This is a genomic window from Kribbella sp. VKM Ac-2571 (assembly GCF_004362255.1).
GTDB lineage: Bacteria > Actinomycetota > Actinomycetes > Propionibacteriales > Kribbellaceae > Kribbella > Kribbella pratensis.
This window is the reverse complement of sequence record NZ_SNWS01000018.1, coordinates 16,897-32,149: the sequence shown is the minus strand read 5'-3', so window position 1 is coordinate 32,149 and position 15,253 is coordinate 16,897. Positions and strand designations below refer to the sequence as shown.

16 protein-coding genes are annotated in these 15,253 nt (G+C 68.4%); 9 read left to right on the top strand and 7 right to left on the bottom strand.

The genetic code is table 11. The annotated features are described in order from the left end of the window. Entirely contained in the window at positions 1-573 is a 573-nt protein-coding gene (locus EV651_RS32185) for a TetR/AcrR family transcriptional regulator (protein WP_133789039.1), read from the bottom strand. Positions 574-662: 89 nt separating this feature from the next. Continuing rightward, positions 663-1,034, bottom strand: coding sequence for an RNA polymerase-binding protein RbpA (locus EV651_RS32180; protein ID WP_130385606.1), 372 nt, complete (start codon positions 1,032-1,034; stop codon positions 663-665). A 256-nt stretch (positions 1,035-1,290) separates the two neighbouring features. On the opposite strand from EV651_RS32180, the gene EV651_RS32175 reads away from it, so the two are divergent. From EV651_RS32175 to EV651_RS32160, 4 genes are all read left to right on the top strand, one after another. Beyond that, positions 1,291-2,667, top strand: coding sequence for an efflux RND transporter periplasmic adaptor subunit (locus EV651_RS32175; protein WP_133789038.1), 1,377 nt, complete (start codon positions 1,291-1,293; stop codon positions 2,665-2,667). After that, positions 2,657-3,349 carry an ABC transporter ATP-binding protein gene (locus tag EV651_RS32170; protein ID WP_133789037.1) on the top strand — a complete coding sequence of 231 codons (693 nt, stop codon included), beginning with the start codon at positions 2,657-2,659 and terminating at the stop codon, positions 3,347-3,349. The genes EV651_RS32175 and EV651_RS32170 overlap by 11 nt, the downstream gene beginning before the upstream one ends. After that, complete coding sequence (locus tag EV651_RS32165) at positions 3,349-4,578, top strand: ABC transporter permease (protein ID WP_133789036.1); 1,230 nt, start codon at positions 3,349-3,351, stop codon at positions 4,576-4,578. Before EV651_RS32170 ends, EV651_RS32165 begins: the two co-directional genes overlap by 1 nt. A 94-nt stretch (positions 4,579-4,672) precedes the next feature. Then, positions 4,673-5,224, top strand: a complete 552-nt coding sequence (locus EV651_RS32160) for a hypothetical protein (RefSeq protein WP_133789035.1) — start codon at positions 4,673-4,675, stop codon at positions 5,222-5,224. A gap of 133 nt (positions 5,225-5,357) precedes the next feature. On the opposite strand, the gene EV651_RS32155 is transcribed toward EV651_RS32160, so the two are convergent. After that, positions 5,358-6,251 (bottom strand): class I SAM-dependent methyltransferase, encoded by an 894-nt coding sequence (locus EV651_RS32155; RefSeq protein ID WP_202870611.1) that lies wholly within the window; start codon positions 6,249-6,251, stop codon positions 5,358-5,360. Between the two features lie 50 nt (positions 6,252-6,301). Here EV651_RS32155 and EV651_RS32150 point away from each other — a divergent pair, with 50 nt between their 5' ends. From EV651_RS32150 to EV651_RS32140, 3 genes are all read left to right on the top strand, one after another. After that, positions 6,302-6,880 (top strand): TetR/AcrR family transcriptional regulator, encoded by a 579-nt coding sequence (locus EV651_RS32150; protein WP_133789034.1) that lies wholly within the window; start codon positions 6,302-6,304, stop codon positions 6,878-6,880. A gap of 120 nt (positions 6,881-7,000) precedes the next feature. Next, the gene (locus tag EV651_RS32145) at positions 7,001-7,852 is read left to right on the top strand and encodes an AraC family transcriptional regulator (protein ID WP_133789033.1); all 852 of its coding nucleotides are present in this window, start codon (positions 7,001-7,003) and stop codon (positions 7,850-7,852) included. 10 nt (positions 7,853-7,862) lie between these two features. Further along, the gene (locus EV651_RS32140; protein WP_133789032.1) at positions 7,863-9,281 is read left to right on the top strand and encodes a polysaccharide lyase 6 family protein; all 1,419 of its coding nucleotides are present in this window, start codon (positions 7,863-7,865) and stop codon (positions 9,279-9,281) included. Between the two features lie 55 nt (positions 9,282-9,336). On the opposite strand, the gene EV651_RS32135 is transcribed toward EV651_RS32140, so the two are convergent. Together EV651_RS32135 and EV651_RS32130 are read right to left on the bottom strand one after the other, a co-directional pair. Next, positions 9,337-10,710: an MFS transporter gene (locus tag EV651_RS32135; protein ID WP_133789031.1), complete on the bottom strand. Its 1,374-nt coding sequence runs from the start codon at positions 10,708-10,710 to the stop codon at positions 9,337-9,339. Between the two features lie 66 nt (positions 10,711-10,776). Further along, positions 10,777-11,529, bottom strand: a complete 753-nt coding sequence (locus EV651_RS32130) for a glycerophosphodiester phosphodiesterase (protein ID WP_202870610.1) — start codon at positions 11,527-11,529, stop codon at positions 10,777-10,779. A 25-nt stretch (positions 11,530-11,554) separates the two neighbouring features. Between EV651_RS32130 and EV651_RS32125 the strand changes: the two genes are divergently transcribed. After that, entirely contained in the window at positions 11,555-12,688 is a 1,134-nt protein-coding gene (locus EV651_RS32125; protein ID WP_238157320.1) for an aminotransferase class V-fold PLP-dependent enzyme, read from the top strand. Next, entirely contained in the window at positions 12,685-13,314 is a 630-nt protein-coding gene (locus EV651_RS32120; RefSeq protein WP_133789029.1) for a class I SAM-dependent methyltransferase, read from the top strand. The genes EV651_RS32125 and EV651_RS32120 overlap by 4 nt, the downstream gene beginning before the upstream one ends. Here EV651_RS32120 and EV651_RS32115 read toward each other — a convergent pair. Further along, the gene (locus tag EV651_RS32115) at positions 13,304-14,155 is read right to left on the bottom strand and encodes a carbohydrate ABC transporter permease (protein WP_133789028.1); all 852 of its coding nucleotides are present in this window, start codon (positions 14,153-14,155) and stop codon (positions 13,304-13,306) included. The genes EV651_RS32120 and EV651_RS32115 overlap by 11 nt on opposite strands. 118 nt (positions 14,156-14,273) lie before the next feature. Next, entirely contained in the window at positions 14,274-15,200 is a 927-nt protein-coding gene (locus EV651_RS32110) for a carbohydrate ABC transporter permease (protein WP_133789027.1), read from the bottom strand. Between the last annotated feature and the right edge of the window lie 53 nt (positions 15,201-15,253).

Sequence of the window (15,253 nt, the reverse complement as noted above, 5' to 3'; positions counted from 1 at the left end):
TCAGCTCCAGCTTCGGAGGAGGGTGTCGAGGGCGTCGATGATGCGTGGCCAGCTCTCGCCGGCACTGGGCTCGCTGTGGGAGAAGGAGCCGGCGAGCTCGAGGGTGATGTAGCCGTGGATCGTGCTGCCGAGGAGTCGTACGGCGTCGGTCTGGGCGGGCTCGCCGAGGTCGTATCCACGAAGGACCGCGCGGACGAGCTCCGAGTGTCTCCGCCCCGCAGCGACGTACTGCTCGACCGGAACTGAGGCAGCGGCGGTGTGGCGTGTGGCGGCGTAGCGGCCCGGGTGGGCTCGGGCATAGTCGCGGTAGACGTCGGCGAGGGCGTGCAGGGCGTCGCCGCCTGCGCGCCCTGCGAGGGCCGCGGCCGCCTGGTCGGCGAGCTCGGTGAGAGCGACCGTGGCGATGCGGGCCTTCAGGTCGTCGGAGTTGCGGACGTGGGAGTACAGGCTCGCGACCTGGACGCCGAAGTGGCGGGCCAGCGCCGACACGGTGACCTGTTCGAACCCGACCTCGTCGGCCAGTTCGGCACCGGCCAGCGCCAGCCGCGCACTGCTCAACCCCACTCGTGCCATAACTCATTATGTGATTACCTAAAGGCATTAGGCAAATCAAGGCAAAAAGAAACCCTCACCGCGCCCTTGCGGTGAGGGTTCCCAGTAGATCAGGCGGTGCGCTTGGTCCGGTGCAGGTGCGCCGGGCCGATCTCGCCCTTGCGGAGCAGGTCGACCCGCTCGGCCAGCAGCTCCTCCAGCTCCGAGATGCTCCGGCGCTCGCGCAGCATGTCCCAGTGCGTACGGGCCGGCTTCTCCTGCTTCGGCTCCGGCTTCTCGCCGGTGGAGCGGGCGGCCTCGCTGCCGCAGTGCGGGCATTCCCAGATCGCGGGCACCTCGGCGTCGTGCGCCATGGTCACCTCGACCACGTGGCCGCGGGGGCAGTCGTACGTGATCATCTGGCGCGGCGCGAACTCGACACCGCGGTCATCCTCGAAGCTGACCCCACCCAGCCCCGAACCACGCAGTACGCGATTAGACATGTCAAACCTCCGAGATCGTCATCCGAGCCAACGGTCGGCCGGCCCGGATCATTCCCATTTTGGCATGTCCGAGCCATATGTACGCACCTGACACTGTCGTCGTGACCTGCTGTCATCGACTGTTCACAGATCCCGCTGTGTCACGGCGCGTCCCAAGCCGCCCGACGTACGACGCACCAACTCGATACCTGGTTCACAGCCTGTTGCCAGGAATCGAGGATCTACTCCTCAGCAACCGACCCTAGCCTCAGCGTCCATGGTGCTACCCCGCCACAAGCTCCGTGGCCTCAGTTTCGTGAACGTGGCCCTGGTGGCCATCGTCCTCGCCATCGCCGTCACCGCCTACTTCCTGTTCTTCAAGAAGGATCCGCCGGCCGCCAGCGCGACCCAGCCGTCGGTGGCCGTGCAGCGCGGCGACGTGACCGCGAGCGTCAGCTCGAGCGGCACGCTGCAGAGCTCGCAGACCGCGTCCCCGCAGTTCGAGACGTCCGGCACGGTGACGCAGGTGCTCGTCAAGGTCGGCCAGGTCGTGGCGAAGGGCGCGGCGATCGCGAAGATCGACCCGGCCGCCGCCGAGCGGCAGCTGCGGATCGCCCAGCAGAACCAGATCGCGTCCGCGAACTCGGTCACCGCGGCCGAGGAGACCCTCAGCGACGCGCAGGACGCATTGGAGGCGGCCGAGGAAGCTTCCGCCTCGCCCTCGCCGACTCCCACCCCGGGCAACGGCCAGCAACAGCAGACTCAGCAGACTCAGCAGTCTCAAGGTCAAGGGCAGAGTCAGAGTCCGGAGGTCGCCGTCAGCAACGCCGAGGCGAGCCTGGCGAAGGCGAAGGCGGACAAGGAACAGTCCGACCAGAACGTCGAGGCGGCTCAGGCCGCGGTTGACGCGACCACGCTGAAGGCGCCGATCGCCGGCACCGTCACCGCCGTCAACGGCACGGTCGGCTCGGTGGCCGGCGGATCCAGCTCGAGTTCGAGTTCCGGTTCAGGCAGCGGCGGCCAAGGCTCGACCTCAGGTCAAGGTTCAGCCTCGAACTCCGGTACGTCGACCACGTCCGGCACCGGCTTCGTGGACATCGCCGACCTGAAGGCGCTCCAGGTGGTGGCCGCGTTCGCCGAGGCCGACGCGATCAAGATCAAGGCCGGCCAGGCGGCGACGGTCACCCTGAATGCCGAGCCCGGTACGACGCTCACCGCATCGCTGGCGACCGTGTCGCCGACCCCGACCACTACCAACGGCGTGGTCTCGTACTCGGCCACCTTCAGCCTCGCCAAGCTCCCGGCCAACGCCCGGATGGGCCAGACCGCGAACGTCACGGTCCAGACCGCGAAGGCGGCCAACGCCCTCTACGTCCCGAGCACAGCGATCGCGACCAGCGGGACGACGTACACAGTCACGATGGCCGACGGCAGCGGGACGCGTGAGGTGCAGGTCGGCGTCCGGGGCGACAGCTACACCCAGATCACGTCCGGCCTGAACGAAGGCGACCGGATCGAGCTGCTGCAGGGCGCGATCGGCGGCACCGGCACCCAGAACGGCCAGGGCCGGCAGGGACAGCTGCCGGGCGGCGGCCAGTTCCCGGGCGCGGGCGTCGGCCAGGGAACCGGCGCCGGAGGTTTCCGTGGCCGCTGAGTCCCTGATCGAGATCCGGGAGGTCACCAAGACGTACGGCCAGGGCGAGACCGCGGTGCACGCTCTCCGGGGTGTGTCGCTGCGGGTCGAGGCCGGCGAGTACGTCGCGGTGATGGGCTCGTCGGGTTCCGGCAAGTCGACGTTGATGAACATCCTCGGTTGCCTCGACGTACCGTCCCGCGGGGAGTACTGGCTGGACGGGAGCGACGTGGCCCGGCTGAGCGAGGACCAGCAGGCGCTCGTCCGCGGCCGGAAGATCGGGTTCATCTTCCAGTCGTTCAACCTGATTCCGCGCACCACCGCGCTTGCGAACGTCGAACTGCCGCTCACCTACGCCCACCTGCGCCGCGGCGAACGCCGCAAGCGCGCGCAGCGAGCGCTCGAACTCGTCGGTCTCGCCGACCGCACCGGCCACCGGCCGAACGAGCTGTCCGGCGGTCAGCAGCAGCGCGTCGCGATCGCCCGCGCGCTGGCGACGGGTCCGCGGATCCTGCTGGCCGACGAGCCGACCGGCAACCTCGACGCCCACTCGACCGCCGAGGTGCTCGGTATGTTCGACGACCTGCACGCCGACGGTCGCACGATCATCGTGATCACCCACGAGCACGACGTCGCGGCCCGCGCCCGGCGGCTCGTGCAGGTCTCCGACGGCCGGATCGTCTCCGACGAGGTGACCCGCTGATGTCTCCCCGCGACCTGATGGGCGCCGCACTCTGCGGCCTCACCGCGAACAAACTGAGATCGCTCCTCACCGTCCTCGGCGTCTCGATCGGCGTCGGCGCCGTCATCGTGCTGGTTGCGGTCGGCAACGGCTCCGGGAAGGCGGTACAGGACCGTCTCGAGGCCATGGGCACCAATCTGCTCACGGTCTCGACGACGGGCGGTGGCGGCGGCTTCGTTCGCGGCCAGGCGGGCCCGGCCAACCAGCGGTACAGCCTTACGCTCGACGACGCCACCGCGCTCGCCGACAAGAACCTGGCTCCCGACGTCTCGTCGGTCGCACCGGTGATGACCAGCTCCGGTACGGCGACCAACGGCGACACCAGCTACACGGTCAACCAGGTGATCGGCACCACGCCGACGTACCTGCCCACCACCAACACCCCAGTGCAGCTCGGCCGCTCGTTCACGCAAGCCGACGTCGACAGCTCGCAGCGGGTCATCCTGCTAGGGCAGACGGCCGCGACCGAACTGTTCACGCGGCCCGCGAGCGCGGTCGGTCAGACGATCAAGCTCGGCGCGGTCGACTTCACCGTCCTCGGCGTACTCGCGAGCAAGGACAGCACCGGCTTCAACGACCCGAACGCGACCGCGATCGTCCCGATCACCACGCTCCGGGCGACCCAGGCCGGGTACGGCGCCCTGAACCAGATCGTCGTCCAGGCGGCCGGCCAGGACCGGGTCGACACCACGCAGGCCGAGGTCACGCAGCTGCTGACCGCCCGTCACCAGGTGCCCGCCGACGAGACCTCGCCGTTCCGGATCACGAACTCGGCGCAGATCCTGCAGACCAGCCAGGACACCGCGGCGACGTTCACCGCGCTGCTCGCGACCGTGGCCGCGATCAGCCTGGTCGTGGGCGGGATCGGGGTCACCAACATCATGCTGGTCACGGTCACCGAACGGACCCGGGAGATCGGCATCCGCAAGGCGCTCGGCGCCCGGCGGCGGACGATCCTCGGCCAGTTCCTGATCGAGGCGACGCTGCTCAGCCTGATCGGCGGCGCGGTCGGGGTCGGGGCCGCGCTGATCGTCACCCGCTTCCAGTTGGCCGGCGTACACCCGGTCCTGGTGCCGTCGTCGATCGGACTCGCGCTCGGCGTGTCCGCGGCGGTGGGCCTGTTCTTCGGCAGCATGCCGGCGCACCGAGCCGCCGGCCTCCGTCCCATCGATGCACTACGTCACGAGTGAGAGGCCTGTTCTACATGAACGAGCGAAGCGAGTTCATCATCGAGCACAGCGTCCGCCGAGTCTCATCGGCGCCCGGAGCGAAGCGAGGACGTCGATGAGCGACCAGACGCCCGACGAGTTCGCCCAGATCGGGTCCGACGAGGAGGTCGAGGCGGCGTTGAAGCCGAAGAAGACCCTCAACCTGCCGCTGGCAACGGCGATCCTTACCGGGATGGTGGTCCTCGCCATCGGGCTCGGCGCGGGTGCCGGGCTGCACGCGGCGTTCGCCTCGGACAGCTCGTCGAACCAGCCGCAGGCCGGTGGTCGCGGTGCGGGTGGGTACGGCGGGTTCCGCGGCCAGAACGGGTACGGCGCACCCGGTCAGGGGCCTGGTGGTGGGCAGGGCGGTGGCGGGACGGTCGGCACGGTGGTCTCGGCGAACAGTTCCGAGCTGGTCGTGAAGACCCAGTCCGGCAACGTCACCGTGAAGCTGACCGGCGACACGACGTACGAGATCACGTCGAAGGGCACCGCGGCGGACCTGAAGGCGGGGGAGCAGGTCGTCGTCAGCGGCCAGAACACCAACGGCACGATCACCGCGAACACAGTCCGCCAGGGCACTTTCGGCGGCTTCCGCAACCCAACCGCGACTCCGTCCTCGCGCTGAGGACCGCCAGGCCATCACAATCGCGCCCCCACCGCGCCGCCAAGCGTGCCGCAGGCGTTCGGCGATGAATTGTGATGGCCTGGCGATCCGCCTCAACCCGTGCGCCCGGCCAGCACCCCGGCCGAGCGCACGGTCACTTCCGGGTGGCGGTGAGGGTTACGGCGACGGAGTCGAGGGGGAAGGTGCCGCCGGCGGCGTCGATCGCTGCGCCGGTGCCTTTGAGTACGGTGTCGAGTTTGCCGGCGTCGGCGAGGGGTTTGGCGATGCCGCTGGTGCGGAGTTGGTCGAGCCACTCGTCGCGGGTGTACGTCCGGGACCAGGGGAACGTGGCGCGGGAGATGTCGGTGAAGGCGTCGGTGAGGTTGTCGGCGGTTCGGTCCAGGAAGTGCTCGTACGCACCGAGGGGCGAGGCGGCGGCTCGCGCGGCGGCTGGGTTCTGGGGCAGTACGTCGCGCTGGACGGCCGCGAAGGCTGCGCCGAGGTCGGGTGGCGGTTGCAGGACGTACCAGAAGACTGCGAACGTCCCGCCGGGGCGAAGCACGTCGGCGGCCTTCGCGGAGCCGACCGCGGGGTCGATCCAGTGCCACGTCATTCCGGCGACGAGCGCGTCGAAGGTACGACCGGCCGCATCCCAGGTCTCGAACGGGGAGACCTCGGCGTCGACTCCGGTCGAGCGCGCGTACGCCGCCATTCGCTCGTCAACGTCGACGCCGAGCACTCGGCATCCCGCCGCCTGGAGCTGGCGGGACAGGATGCCGGTCCCGCAGCCGACGTCGAGGAAGTCGCGACCGGGCGCCGCGGCGACGAGCGCGTCGATGAGGGCGGTCGGATAGGACGGCCGGGCCCGGTCGTAGAGCGCCGCGTCGGCGCCGAAAGACTCAGCCATCTCACGGTGCCGATGCGGATCAGCATCGGCAGGCCGCAGCGGGTCGGCGAGCTGCTTCGGGTCGGTGGACCGCAGCGGGGCGGCGGGTTGCCTCGCGGCGGTGGGCTGCTTCGGGTGGGGGTTCGGCGGTAGAGTGGGCATGTGCCCACGGTAGTGGGCGGTTGCCCATTTGTGTCAAGGGAGGGGTGTGCGTGCCGACCGGTGTGGCGATGCGGGACGCCCGGGAGCAGTTGTTCGACGCGGCCGAGCGAGTGTTGCTGCGGGACGGTCCCGAGGCGCTGACCAGCCGGGCTGTGACCGCGGAGGCGGGGTGCGCGAAGGGCGTGCTGCACAAGCACTTCACGGACTTCGACGGCTTCCTCGCCGAGCTCGTCCTCGGCCGGATCCGCCGCCTCGACGACCAGGCCGAAGCGCTGCTGAAGGCCGCGGGGCAGGGGAGTGTCGTCGACAACCTCACCACCATGCTGACCGACCTGTTCGGCTCGGTCGCCGTCGCGATCGTCAGCCTGACAATCTCCCGTGACGGCCTGCGCGCCCGCCTGCGGGAGGCCGTGCCCACCGGCGTGCCGATCCTCAGCGAAGCCGGCCAGGCCATCCGGGACTACCTCGCCGCAGAACAGACCTACGGCCGCATCCGCCCAGGCGCCAACATCGACGTCCTCGGCCTGACGCTGATCGGCTCGAGCCACATGATGTTCGCCGACCGCACCGGCACCCGCCCGACAGCCGCCGAGGTGCGTGAGTTCGTCGCTTCCGTCGTACCGATGTAACCGAACCCTGCCGGCCAGAGATCCGACGACTCATTGACTACCTCGCCTGGAAAGCGCTATCTTCCGACGAAATGAGGCGCAAAAAGTACAAAACGGCCTCGGAAATGGCGGGACGATGCGATGAGGACGACCCAGGAGAGCGCTGTCGGAGAGCAGGAGATCATCCGCACGTATCTCGACCGGCTACGGCTGGATCTGGTGGTCGCGGCCCGGATCACGAAGGTCCACCGTGAGTGGTCCCGGGCTCTGATGCCGGATCCGTTCTCGCGCCTCTACCTGATCCTGGAGGGGGAGGGGCGTCTCGTCGTACGGGACCAGGAGCTCTATCCGCGGCCCGGTGAACTGGTCTACCTGCCGGCCGACGTGCCGGTCTCCTACGAGACGATCAGCGACAACGTTTTCCGCAAGCACTGGCTGCATTTCTCGGCGCTGATCGGCGACCGCGACATCGGCGAGATGCTGACGCTGCCGTACGTCGTCCCGAGCAAGGCGCCCGAGGAGGCGGCGGCTCTGTTCGAGCAGGTCGGTGCGGCGGACCGGGACCCGCCCGGTCTCGCGACGCCGCTGCGGCTGCGTTCGGCGCTGACTGCCTTGTTCGCGCACTATCTGGACAGTGCACCGCCAGGCTCGGTGCGGTTGTCGGAGCGGCAGACGAGCGAGTCCGGGATCGTGCAGTACGTCCAGGACAATCTCGCGACGCTGCCGAGCGTCGAGGAGCTCGCGGCCGTGTTCGGCTACGACCTGCCGAGCTTCCTGCGGCATTTCCGCACCGAGTTCGGACTGTCGCCGAAGCAGTACATCAAGCGCGCCCGGATCGAACGGGCCCAGCGCGAGCTGACGACGACCGCGCGCCCGATGGAGGAGATCGCGGCCGAGGTCGGCATGGACCAGTCCTACTTCTCCAAGGTGTTCCGCCAGGTGAGTTCGGTGACCCCGAGCGAGTACCGGAAGTTGTACCGCCCACACAACTAGGAGCCTCGTCATGGACCGTCGTACCTTCTTGGCCGGCAGTGGCGCCGTCGCAGTTTCCTTGGTAGGTGCGCGAGCAGCGCTCGCCCAGGAAACGGCAACGGTGACCTCGCTGGCCGAGTTGCAACAGGCAATCAACAGCGCCACCGCCGGCACCACGATCACGATGGCGAACGGTTCGTACGCCGTACCGTCGGGGTCGCCGATCACCATCACCAACCGGCACGGGACCAGCAGCGCGCCGATCACGATCGTGGCCCAGAGCCGGGGCGGTGTGACGCTCACCGGCGCGCAGAGCTTCGTGTTCTCGGGATCGTCGGACATCACGATCAGCGGGTTCGCGTTCCGGCAGAGTACGACGCTGGAGATCCCGGCGGACTGCCCGCGGATCCGGTTGACCCGCAACGACCTCGCCCTCGCGGCGTCGACCGGCCACTGGGTGGTCGTCCGCGGCGACGACGCGAAGATCGACCGCAACGTCTTCCACGACAAGTCCACCCTCGGCGTGTACCTCGTGATCGACGGCCCCGGCTCGGAGGCGATGGCGCAGCGCACGCACATCCTGCGGAACTACTTCCGCGACCACACGTACGCCGGGGCGAACGGCGGCGAACCGATCCGGCTCGGAGTGAGCAGCCGGGCGCTCAGCACCGCCGACGCGACGGTCGAGTACAACCTGTTCGAGCGGTGCAACGGCGACCCCGAGGCGATCTCGGTGAAGTCGTCGGGCAACACGATCCGGTACAACACGATCCGCTCGTCCCTCGGCGGGCTCGTCCTGCGGCACGGCAACGACAACCGGGTCGAGAGCAACTATCTGCTCTCCGGGCAGAACGGGATCCGGATCTACGGCAACGACCATCTGATCGTGAACAACTACGTCAGCGGGATCGCGGGCGCCGGCGTGGTGCTCGGCAGCGGCACGGAGCGGGACCACTACGAGGGCGAGCCGTCCAGCTCCCGGACCGGCAACGACGCACCTGACCGCGTGACGATCGCGCTGAACACCCTCCGGAACAACGGCCAGGCCCTGGTCGGTGAGAGTCAGCGCACGGTGCCTCCGCTGGATTGTGTGGTTGTTGACAATCTGATGGTCGGCGACAGCGGCGAGCTGGTCGACATGCCGTACCTCGACGGCCTGAGCTGGGCGGGGAACATCGTCTGGGGTCAGGCGACCAACGGCAACATCCCGTCGTCGGGCGTCACGCGCGCCGATCCGAAGCTGACCGCGGGCGCCGACGGCGTCTATCGGCTCGGTTCGGGGAGTGCCGCGGTGAACGCCGCTGCCGTCGACCACACGGGTCAGATCAGCGACGACGTCGACGGGCAGGCACGGACAGCGCCGTACGACGTGGGCGCCGACGAGTACTCGACCGCGGCACCGGTCCGACGCCCACTCACCGCCGCGGACGTCGGCCCCGGCGCGGCCTGAACCACGACTTGAACCACGGGCTGAACACGGCCTGAACCACGGGCTAACCCACTGCCTAGACCACGGTCGGCTGACTGTTGCCGGCTTCGTCGATGCCGCGGCGCATGTCGACGCGGACCAGCAGCGCGAGGCCGACGACGAAGAAGAGGCCGAGGGCGACGATCGCGGGACGGTACGAGCCGGTGAGCTGGTGGACGAGACCGAACACCAGCGTGCCGAGCCACGACGTCCCGCGTTCGCCCGCCTGGTAGAGCGAGAAGTACTCCGCCTCGCGGCCCCTCGGGATCAGCTGGCTGAACGCCGAGCGGGACAGCGCCTGCGTCCCGCCGAGCACGATCCCGATCGCCGTCCCCATCGCCAGGAACGGGGCTATCTGGTGCGCGGGCAGCAGGAAGCCGGCGATCACGATCAGGATCCAGACCACCAGGCCGCCGGCGATCGTGCGATGCGCGCCGTACCGCTGGGCGAACCGGCCGAACGCGAGCGCCCCGAAGAAGGCCACGAACTGGACCAGCAGAATGGTTGCGATCAGCACCTGCGTCTCGAACCCGAGCTGCTTCTCGCCGTACGTCGAAGACACCGAGATGACCGTCTGGATCCCGTCGTTGAAGAACAGGTACGCGATCAGGAACAGCATCGTCATCTTGTAGCTGCGCAGGTGCTTGAGGGTGGCGGCCAGCTGACCGAAGCTCTGGCGCACGAGGCTGCCGCTGCGCACCTGTACGACGTTCGTCGGCGGCCGGTTCCGCAGCCGGAGGAACGGGAAGAACGTGAAGATTCCCCACCAGAGCCCCGCACTGAGCAGGCTGAGGCGTACGGCCGTGCTCTGGCTCAGCCCGAGGGCGTCGTGGGCGGTGACGACTGCCAGGTTGACCAGGAGCAGCAGGAAGCCCCCGGCGTACCCGAAGGCCCAGGCGCGGGACGAGACGGCGTCGCGCTGATCCGGTGGAGCGATGTCGATGAGGATCGAGTCGTACACGACCAGGGACGAGCCGAGGCACAGGTTCCCCACGAACAGCAGCAGCGCACCGAGCTGCCAGCGTCCGTCGTCGACGAACACCATGCAGCAAGCCGCAAGAGCGCCGGCCCAGGCGAAGCCGCACATCAGCAGCTTCTTGTGCGACATCCGGTCCGCGATGGCGCCGACCACCGGCAGGAACAGTGCGGACACCAGGGTCGCGACCGTGACGACGTAGAACGCGAGCGAGCCGGGGGAGATGCCGAGCCCGAGCACGTTGAGGTTCGTGTGGCACGGGTTGTCGGTGGTCCCGACGAACCCGCAGGCGGCCCTCTCCGCGACCGATGTCAGGTACGGCGCGAACAGGACGGTGCCCGTGGTGGTGACGTAGCCCGAGTTGGCCCAGTCGTAGAGACTGAATCCCCAGTACTCGCGCTTGTCGACCGCCGGCGGGGCGGAGAGGAATCCCATGCGCGGAAGTGTGTCAGGTCCGGGGGACGATGCGGCGTACCTCTGGACAACTCTGGGGATAACACTTCAACTCCACTGACCCCGCTCCTTCAGGACGTCGCGGAGCAGGTCCGTGCGGTCGGTGATGATGCCGTCGACGCCGGCGTCGAGCAGCCGGTGCATCGCGTCGGGGTCGTCGATCGTCCAGACGTGCACCTGTTTGCCGCGGGAGTGCGCGCGCTTGATCAGGCCGGGCGTGAGGACGTGGAGCGCGCCGTACCGCTCGGGGATCTGCAGGCAGGCGCCGGCCGCGTTCAGGGCAAACGGCAGGAAGCGGATCATGGCGATCTCCCACTCGCCGTACCCCGTGCACAGCCGCGGCCCGAGCAGCTTGCGGATCCGGCGGACCCGCGACTGGGAGAACGAGGACACGCAGATCCGGTCGATCGCGTCGGCGCCCCGCAGGACCTTCGCGGCCGGTTCGAGCCCGCCCTCGGCCTTGATGTCGAGGTTGAACCGGGTCTCCGGGAAGTGCTCGAGCAGCTCGTCCAGGCGGGGGATCGGCTCGTGGCCGTTGATCTTCGCCTTGCTGACCTCCGACCACGGCAGCTCCGCGATCACGCCGGTCCGGTCGGTGACGCGGTCGAGCCGGTCGTCGTGGAACGCGATCACGACGCCGTCGCTGGTCGCGTGCAGGTCGGTCTCCAGGTACCAGTACCCGAGGTCGACGGCGTGCTGGAACGCGTGCAGCGAGTTTTCGTAGCCGATGTTGTCCGGGTGCTTGGCGCCGCCTCGATGGGCCATCGCGATCGGTCCGTCATGGTCGAGGTAGGGGTGCACGTGTGCAGTATGTACCGTTTGGGTGGTGACAGTACTCCGCTCCCGCCCCGATCTGTGGACTCTCGATCCCGGCGTTCTGCACCTCAACCACGGTTCGTACGGCGCTGTGCCGCGCCGCACGCAGGAGGTGATGGCCGGCCTCCGCGCCGAGATGGACGCCAACCCGATGGTCTGGTTCCGTACCGTCGCCGACCGGCTGACCGCGAGCCGCCTGGCCCTGGCGGCGTACCTGGAGACCGACCCTCACGGGTTCGCGCTGGTCCCGAACGCGAGCGCCGGCGTGACCGTCGCGCTCCAGACGCTGCCGATCCCGGCCGGGAGCCGGATCGTGCTGACCGACCACGCGTACGGCGCGGTGCGGTACGCGGCCGAGCGGTTCGCGAAGGCGCACGGCGCCGAGGTGGCGATCGTCGAGATCCCGATCGAGGCCGACGACGAGACCGTGGTCGCGCTGATCGCGGACCGCCTGGACGGCGCATCCGTCCTGATCGTGGACCAGATCACGTCGGGTACGGCGAAGGTCTTCCCGATCGATGCGCTGGTGGCGGCTTCCCACGAGCGCGGCGTACCGATCGTGGTCGACGGCGCGCACGCCCCGGCGCTGATCGACGCGCCGGCCGCCGCGGGAGCCGACTTCTGGACCGGCAACTTCCACAAGTGGCCGGCCGCGCCGCGGGCAACGGCCGGGCTGGTCGTCGCCGAGCAATGGCGTACGGCGTCGATGCCGCTGATCGTGTCGTGGTCGGAGTACGACGAGCGGATGCCGGAGCGCTTCGACATGCTCGGCACGTACGACTACGTGCCGTGGATCGCGGCCCCGGAATCGTTGCGGGTCCTGGCGGAGCTCGACTGGCCGACCCGTCGCCCGCAGCTGACCACGTTGGTCGAGGAGGGCGCGAAGGTGCTGGCGAAGGCGCTCGGGACCGGTGTGGCCGAGGTGGCGCACCCGCCGGCGACGATGCGCCTGGTCGAGCTGCCGTCCTCGGTCGATCTCAGCGGCGGCGACGCGCTGAAGCTGCGGGTGTCCCGCGAGCTGAAGGCCGAGATCACGCTGACCGGCTTCGACGACCGTGGGTTCATCCGGCTCTCGGCGCACGCGTACAACTCGATCGCGGACTACGAGAAACTGTCGGAGGGCCTTCCTAAGGTTCTGGCGTGAACGATATCCAAGGGTCGTACAACGCCGCTGCCACCGACTACCACGCGATTCTGCGCGACTATCACCGCGCGGATCCGTTCGAGAAAGGGGCCCTCGACTACTTCGGCCACCTGGTCACCGACGGGCCGGTGGGGGATCTCGGGTGCGGCACCGGGCGGATCACGACGTACCTGGCCGGCAGCGGGATGGACGTGTTCGGGGTCGATCTGACGCCGGGGATGATCGAGGTGGCCCGGCGGGAGTACCCGGAGCTGCGCTTCGAGGTCGGCTCGCTGTTCGACCTGGACCTGAAGGACGGTGAGCTGGCCGGGGCCCTCGCGTGGTATTCGCTGGTTCACACTCCACGCGAGGACCTGCCGGCGGTGTTCGCGGAGCTGTTCCGCGTGCTGCGGCCTGGCGGCCACCTCGTGCACGGCTTCAAAGTCGGTGATGGCAGCCGGCATTTGAGGAACGCCTACGGTCATGACATAGACCTCGAGGTCTACATGTACGACGTCGCCGACGTGGCCGGGCTGCTCGCGAGCGCCGGGTTCGCCGAGGTGGCGACCCTGACGCGCGCGGCGCTGCCCGCTGAGAAGGACGCGGGCCAGGCGGCCCTGATCGTCCGCAAGCCTGCTACCCCTTGACCGCTCCGGACGTCATACCCGCCACGATCTGCCGGTTGAAGAACAGGAACATGATCAGCGGCGGAATCGTGATCAGCAGGATGTCCATGAACAGCAGGTTGTACTGGGTGCTGAACTGGCCGGAGAAGTTGTAGAGGGTGAGCTGGACGGTGGCGTTCTTGTCGCCGGGCAGGAAGTACAGCGGGTTCACGAAGTCGTTGAACACGTTGACCGACTGGACCACGACGACCGTGATGATGACGGATCTGAGCAGCGGGAAGATGACCCGGAAGAACAACCGTAACGGCCCGGCTCCGTCGATGATCGCCGCCTCGTCCAGCTCGCGGGGAATGGTCGCGACGAAGGCGCGGAACAACAGGATGCAGAACGACAGCCCGAACGCGATCTCGATCAGGATCAGTCCCGGCATGGTCTTGAAGAGCCCGAGCTTCTGCAGCACCCAGATCGTCGGTACGACGGCCGGCGGGATGATGAGGCCGGACAGCACCAGGAAGTTGATGAAGCCGTTCCACTTGCTCTTCCGCCGCTGCAGCACGAACCCGGCCATGGCCGCCAGCACGACCATCCCGAAGACGCTGGCCACGGTCAGGATCGTGCTGTTGATGAACGCGATCACCAGCATGTAGTCGCGGGCCTTGACCACGTCGACGAAGTTCTGCACGAACTGGAACTGGTGCGGCCAGGAGAAGTCCAGGTCCGCGGACTGCTGCCGGTCCTTCACGGCGGTCAGCACGATGAACGCGAACGGGATGATGAAGACCACGATCGAGGCGACAATCGCGACCGCACTGAGCAGATAGCTCCGCCCGGGCCGGTGGTTGACGAGTTCGGCGGTACTCATGGGGCCTCCCGGTCTGGACTGAGGAGCGGAGGGAGCGAAGCGACCGCAGCGACGAGGGAAGACCGGGAGCAACAGCCCCATGAGCCGCCGCGACGGAGTCGCGGCATATGTACCGTACTCACATGTCCACCTCTTTCCGGTTCAGGAACCATGACAGCGGGAGGATGATCGCAGTCACGACCACGAAGAGGATCACGTTGCCGGCTGTCGAGAGGCCGTAGAACCCGGCCTGGTACTGCTTGTAGATCACCGACGAGATCACGTCCGAGGTGAACCCGGGCCCGCCGCGCGTCATCGCCCAGATCAGCTCGAACGACCGCAGGCCGCCGATCAGGGACAGGATGATCACGGTGACGGTGGCCGGTTTGCACAGCGGCAGCACGATCCGGCGGAACGATTCCCACGACCCGGCGCCGTCCACCCGGGCGGCCTCCATGTACTCCCGCGGGATCGACACGATGCCGGCGATGTAGATCAGGGTCGCCAGCCCGACGCCCTTCCAGACGTCGACGGCGGCGATCGACATCAGCGCCCACTTCGGGTCGGTCAGCCACCCAGGCCCCTGGATCCCGAACACGCCCAGCGCACCGTTGATGATGCCGCGTTCAGGGTTCATCAGCACCTGGAACAGCAGGCCGACGCCGACGGTGCTGACCAGCACCGGGAAGAACACGACCGACCGCAGGTAGCCGCGGCCGACGATCCGCGACGTCAGCAGGACGGCGAGCAACAGACCGAGCACGACCTTCGAACCCGACGTCACCACGGCGTAGATCAGGGTGTTGGTGAAGCCCTTGACCAGCGCCGGCTCCTGGAAGAACGTGACGAAGTTGTCGAACCCGATGAACTTCGACTCGAACAGGCTCCACCGCGTCAGGCTGTAGTAGAACGACGCGAACGTCGGGACCAGGAACAGCACGCTGTAGAGCACCGCGGTCGGCAGGTAGAACCAGAACGAGTACGGCGTGTAGACCTTCCCCCCGATCGCCTTCGCGGCCGGGGTCGAGTCAACGCGGTCCTGAGGACGGGCCGAGGTAACGGTCATGGGGCCTCCCGACCTGGACTGAGGAGCGGAGGGAGCGAAGCGACTGGAGCGAC

Bases quoted from the DNA above. Each gene is read 5' to 3' on its own strand.
- EV651_RS32185 (WP_133789039.1), bottom strand. From the start codon at position 573: ATGGCACGAGTGGGGTTGAGCAGTGCGCGGCTGGCGCTGGCCGGTGCC.
- EV651_RS32180 (WP_130385606.1), bottom strand. From the start codon at position 1,034: ATGTCTAATCGCGTACTGCGTGGTTCGGGGCTGGGTGGGGTCAGCTTC.
- EV651_RS32175 (WP_133789038.1), top strand. From the start codon at position 1,291: ATGGTGCTACCCCGCCACAAGCTCCGTGGCCTCAGTTTCGTGAACGTG.
- EV651_RS32165 (WP_133789036.1), top strand. From the start codon at position 3,349: ATGTCTCCCCGCGACCTGATGGGCGCCGCACTCTGCGGCCTCACCGCG.
- EV651_RS32160 (WP_133789035.1), top strand. From the start codon at position 4,673: ATGAGCGACCAGACGCCCGACGAGTTCGCCCAGATCGGGTCCGACGAG.
- EV651_RS32155 (WP_202870611.1), bottom strand. From the start codon at position 6,251: ATGCCCACTCTACCGCCGAACCCCCACCCGAAGCAGCCCACCGCCGCG.
- EV651_RS32145 (WP_133789033.1), top strand. From the start codon at position 7,001: ATGAGGACGACCCAGGAGAGCGCTGTCGGAGAGCAGGAGATCATCCGC.
- EV651_RS32140 (WP_133789032.1), top strand. From the start codon at position 7,863: ATGGACCGTCGTACCTTCTTGGCCGGCAGTGGCGCCGTCGCAGTTTCC.
- EV651_RS32135 (WP_133789031.1), bottom strand. From the start codon at position 10,710: ATGGGATTCCTCTCCGCCCCGCCGGCGGTCGACAAGCGCGAGTACTGG.
- EV651_RS32115 (WP_133789028.1), bottom strand. From the start codon at position 14,155: ATGAGTACCGCCGAACTCGTCAACCACCGGCCCGGGCGGAGCTATCTG.
- EV651_RS32110 (WP_133789027.1), bottom strand. From the start codon at position 15,200: ATGACCGTTACCTCGGCCCGTCCTCAGGACCGCGTTGACTCGACCCCG.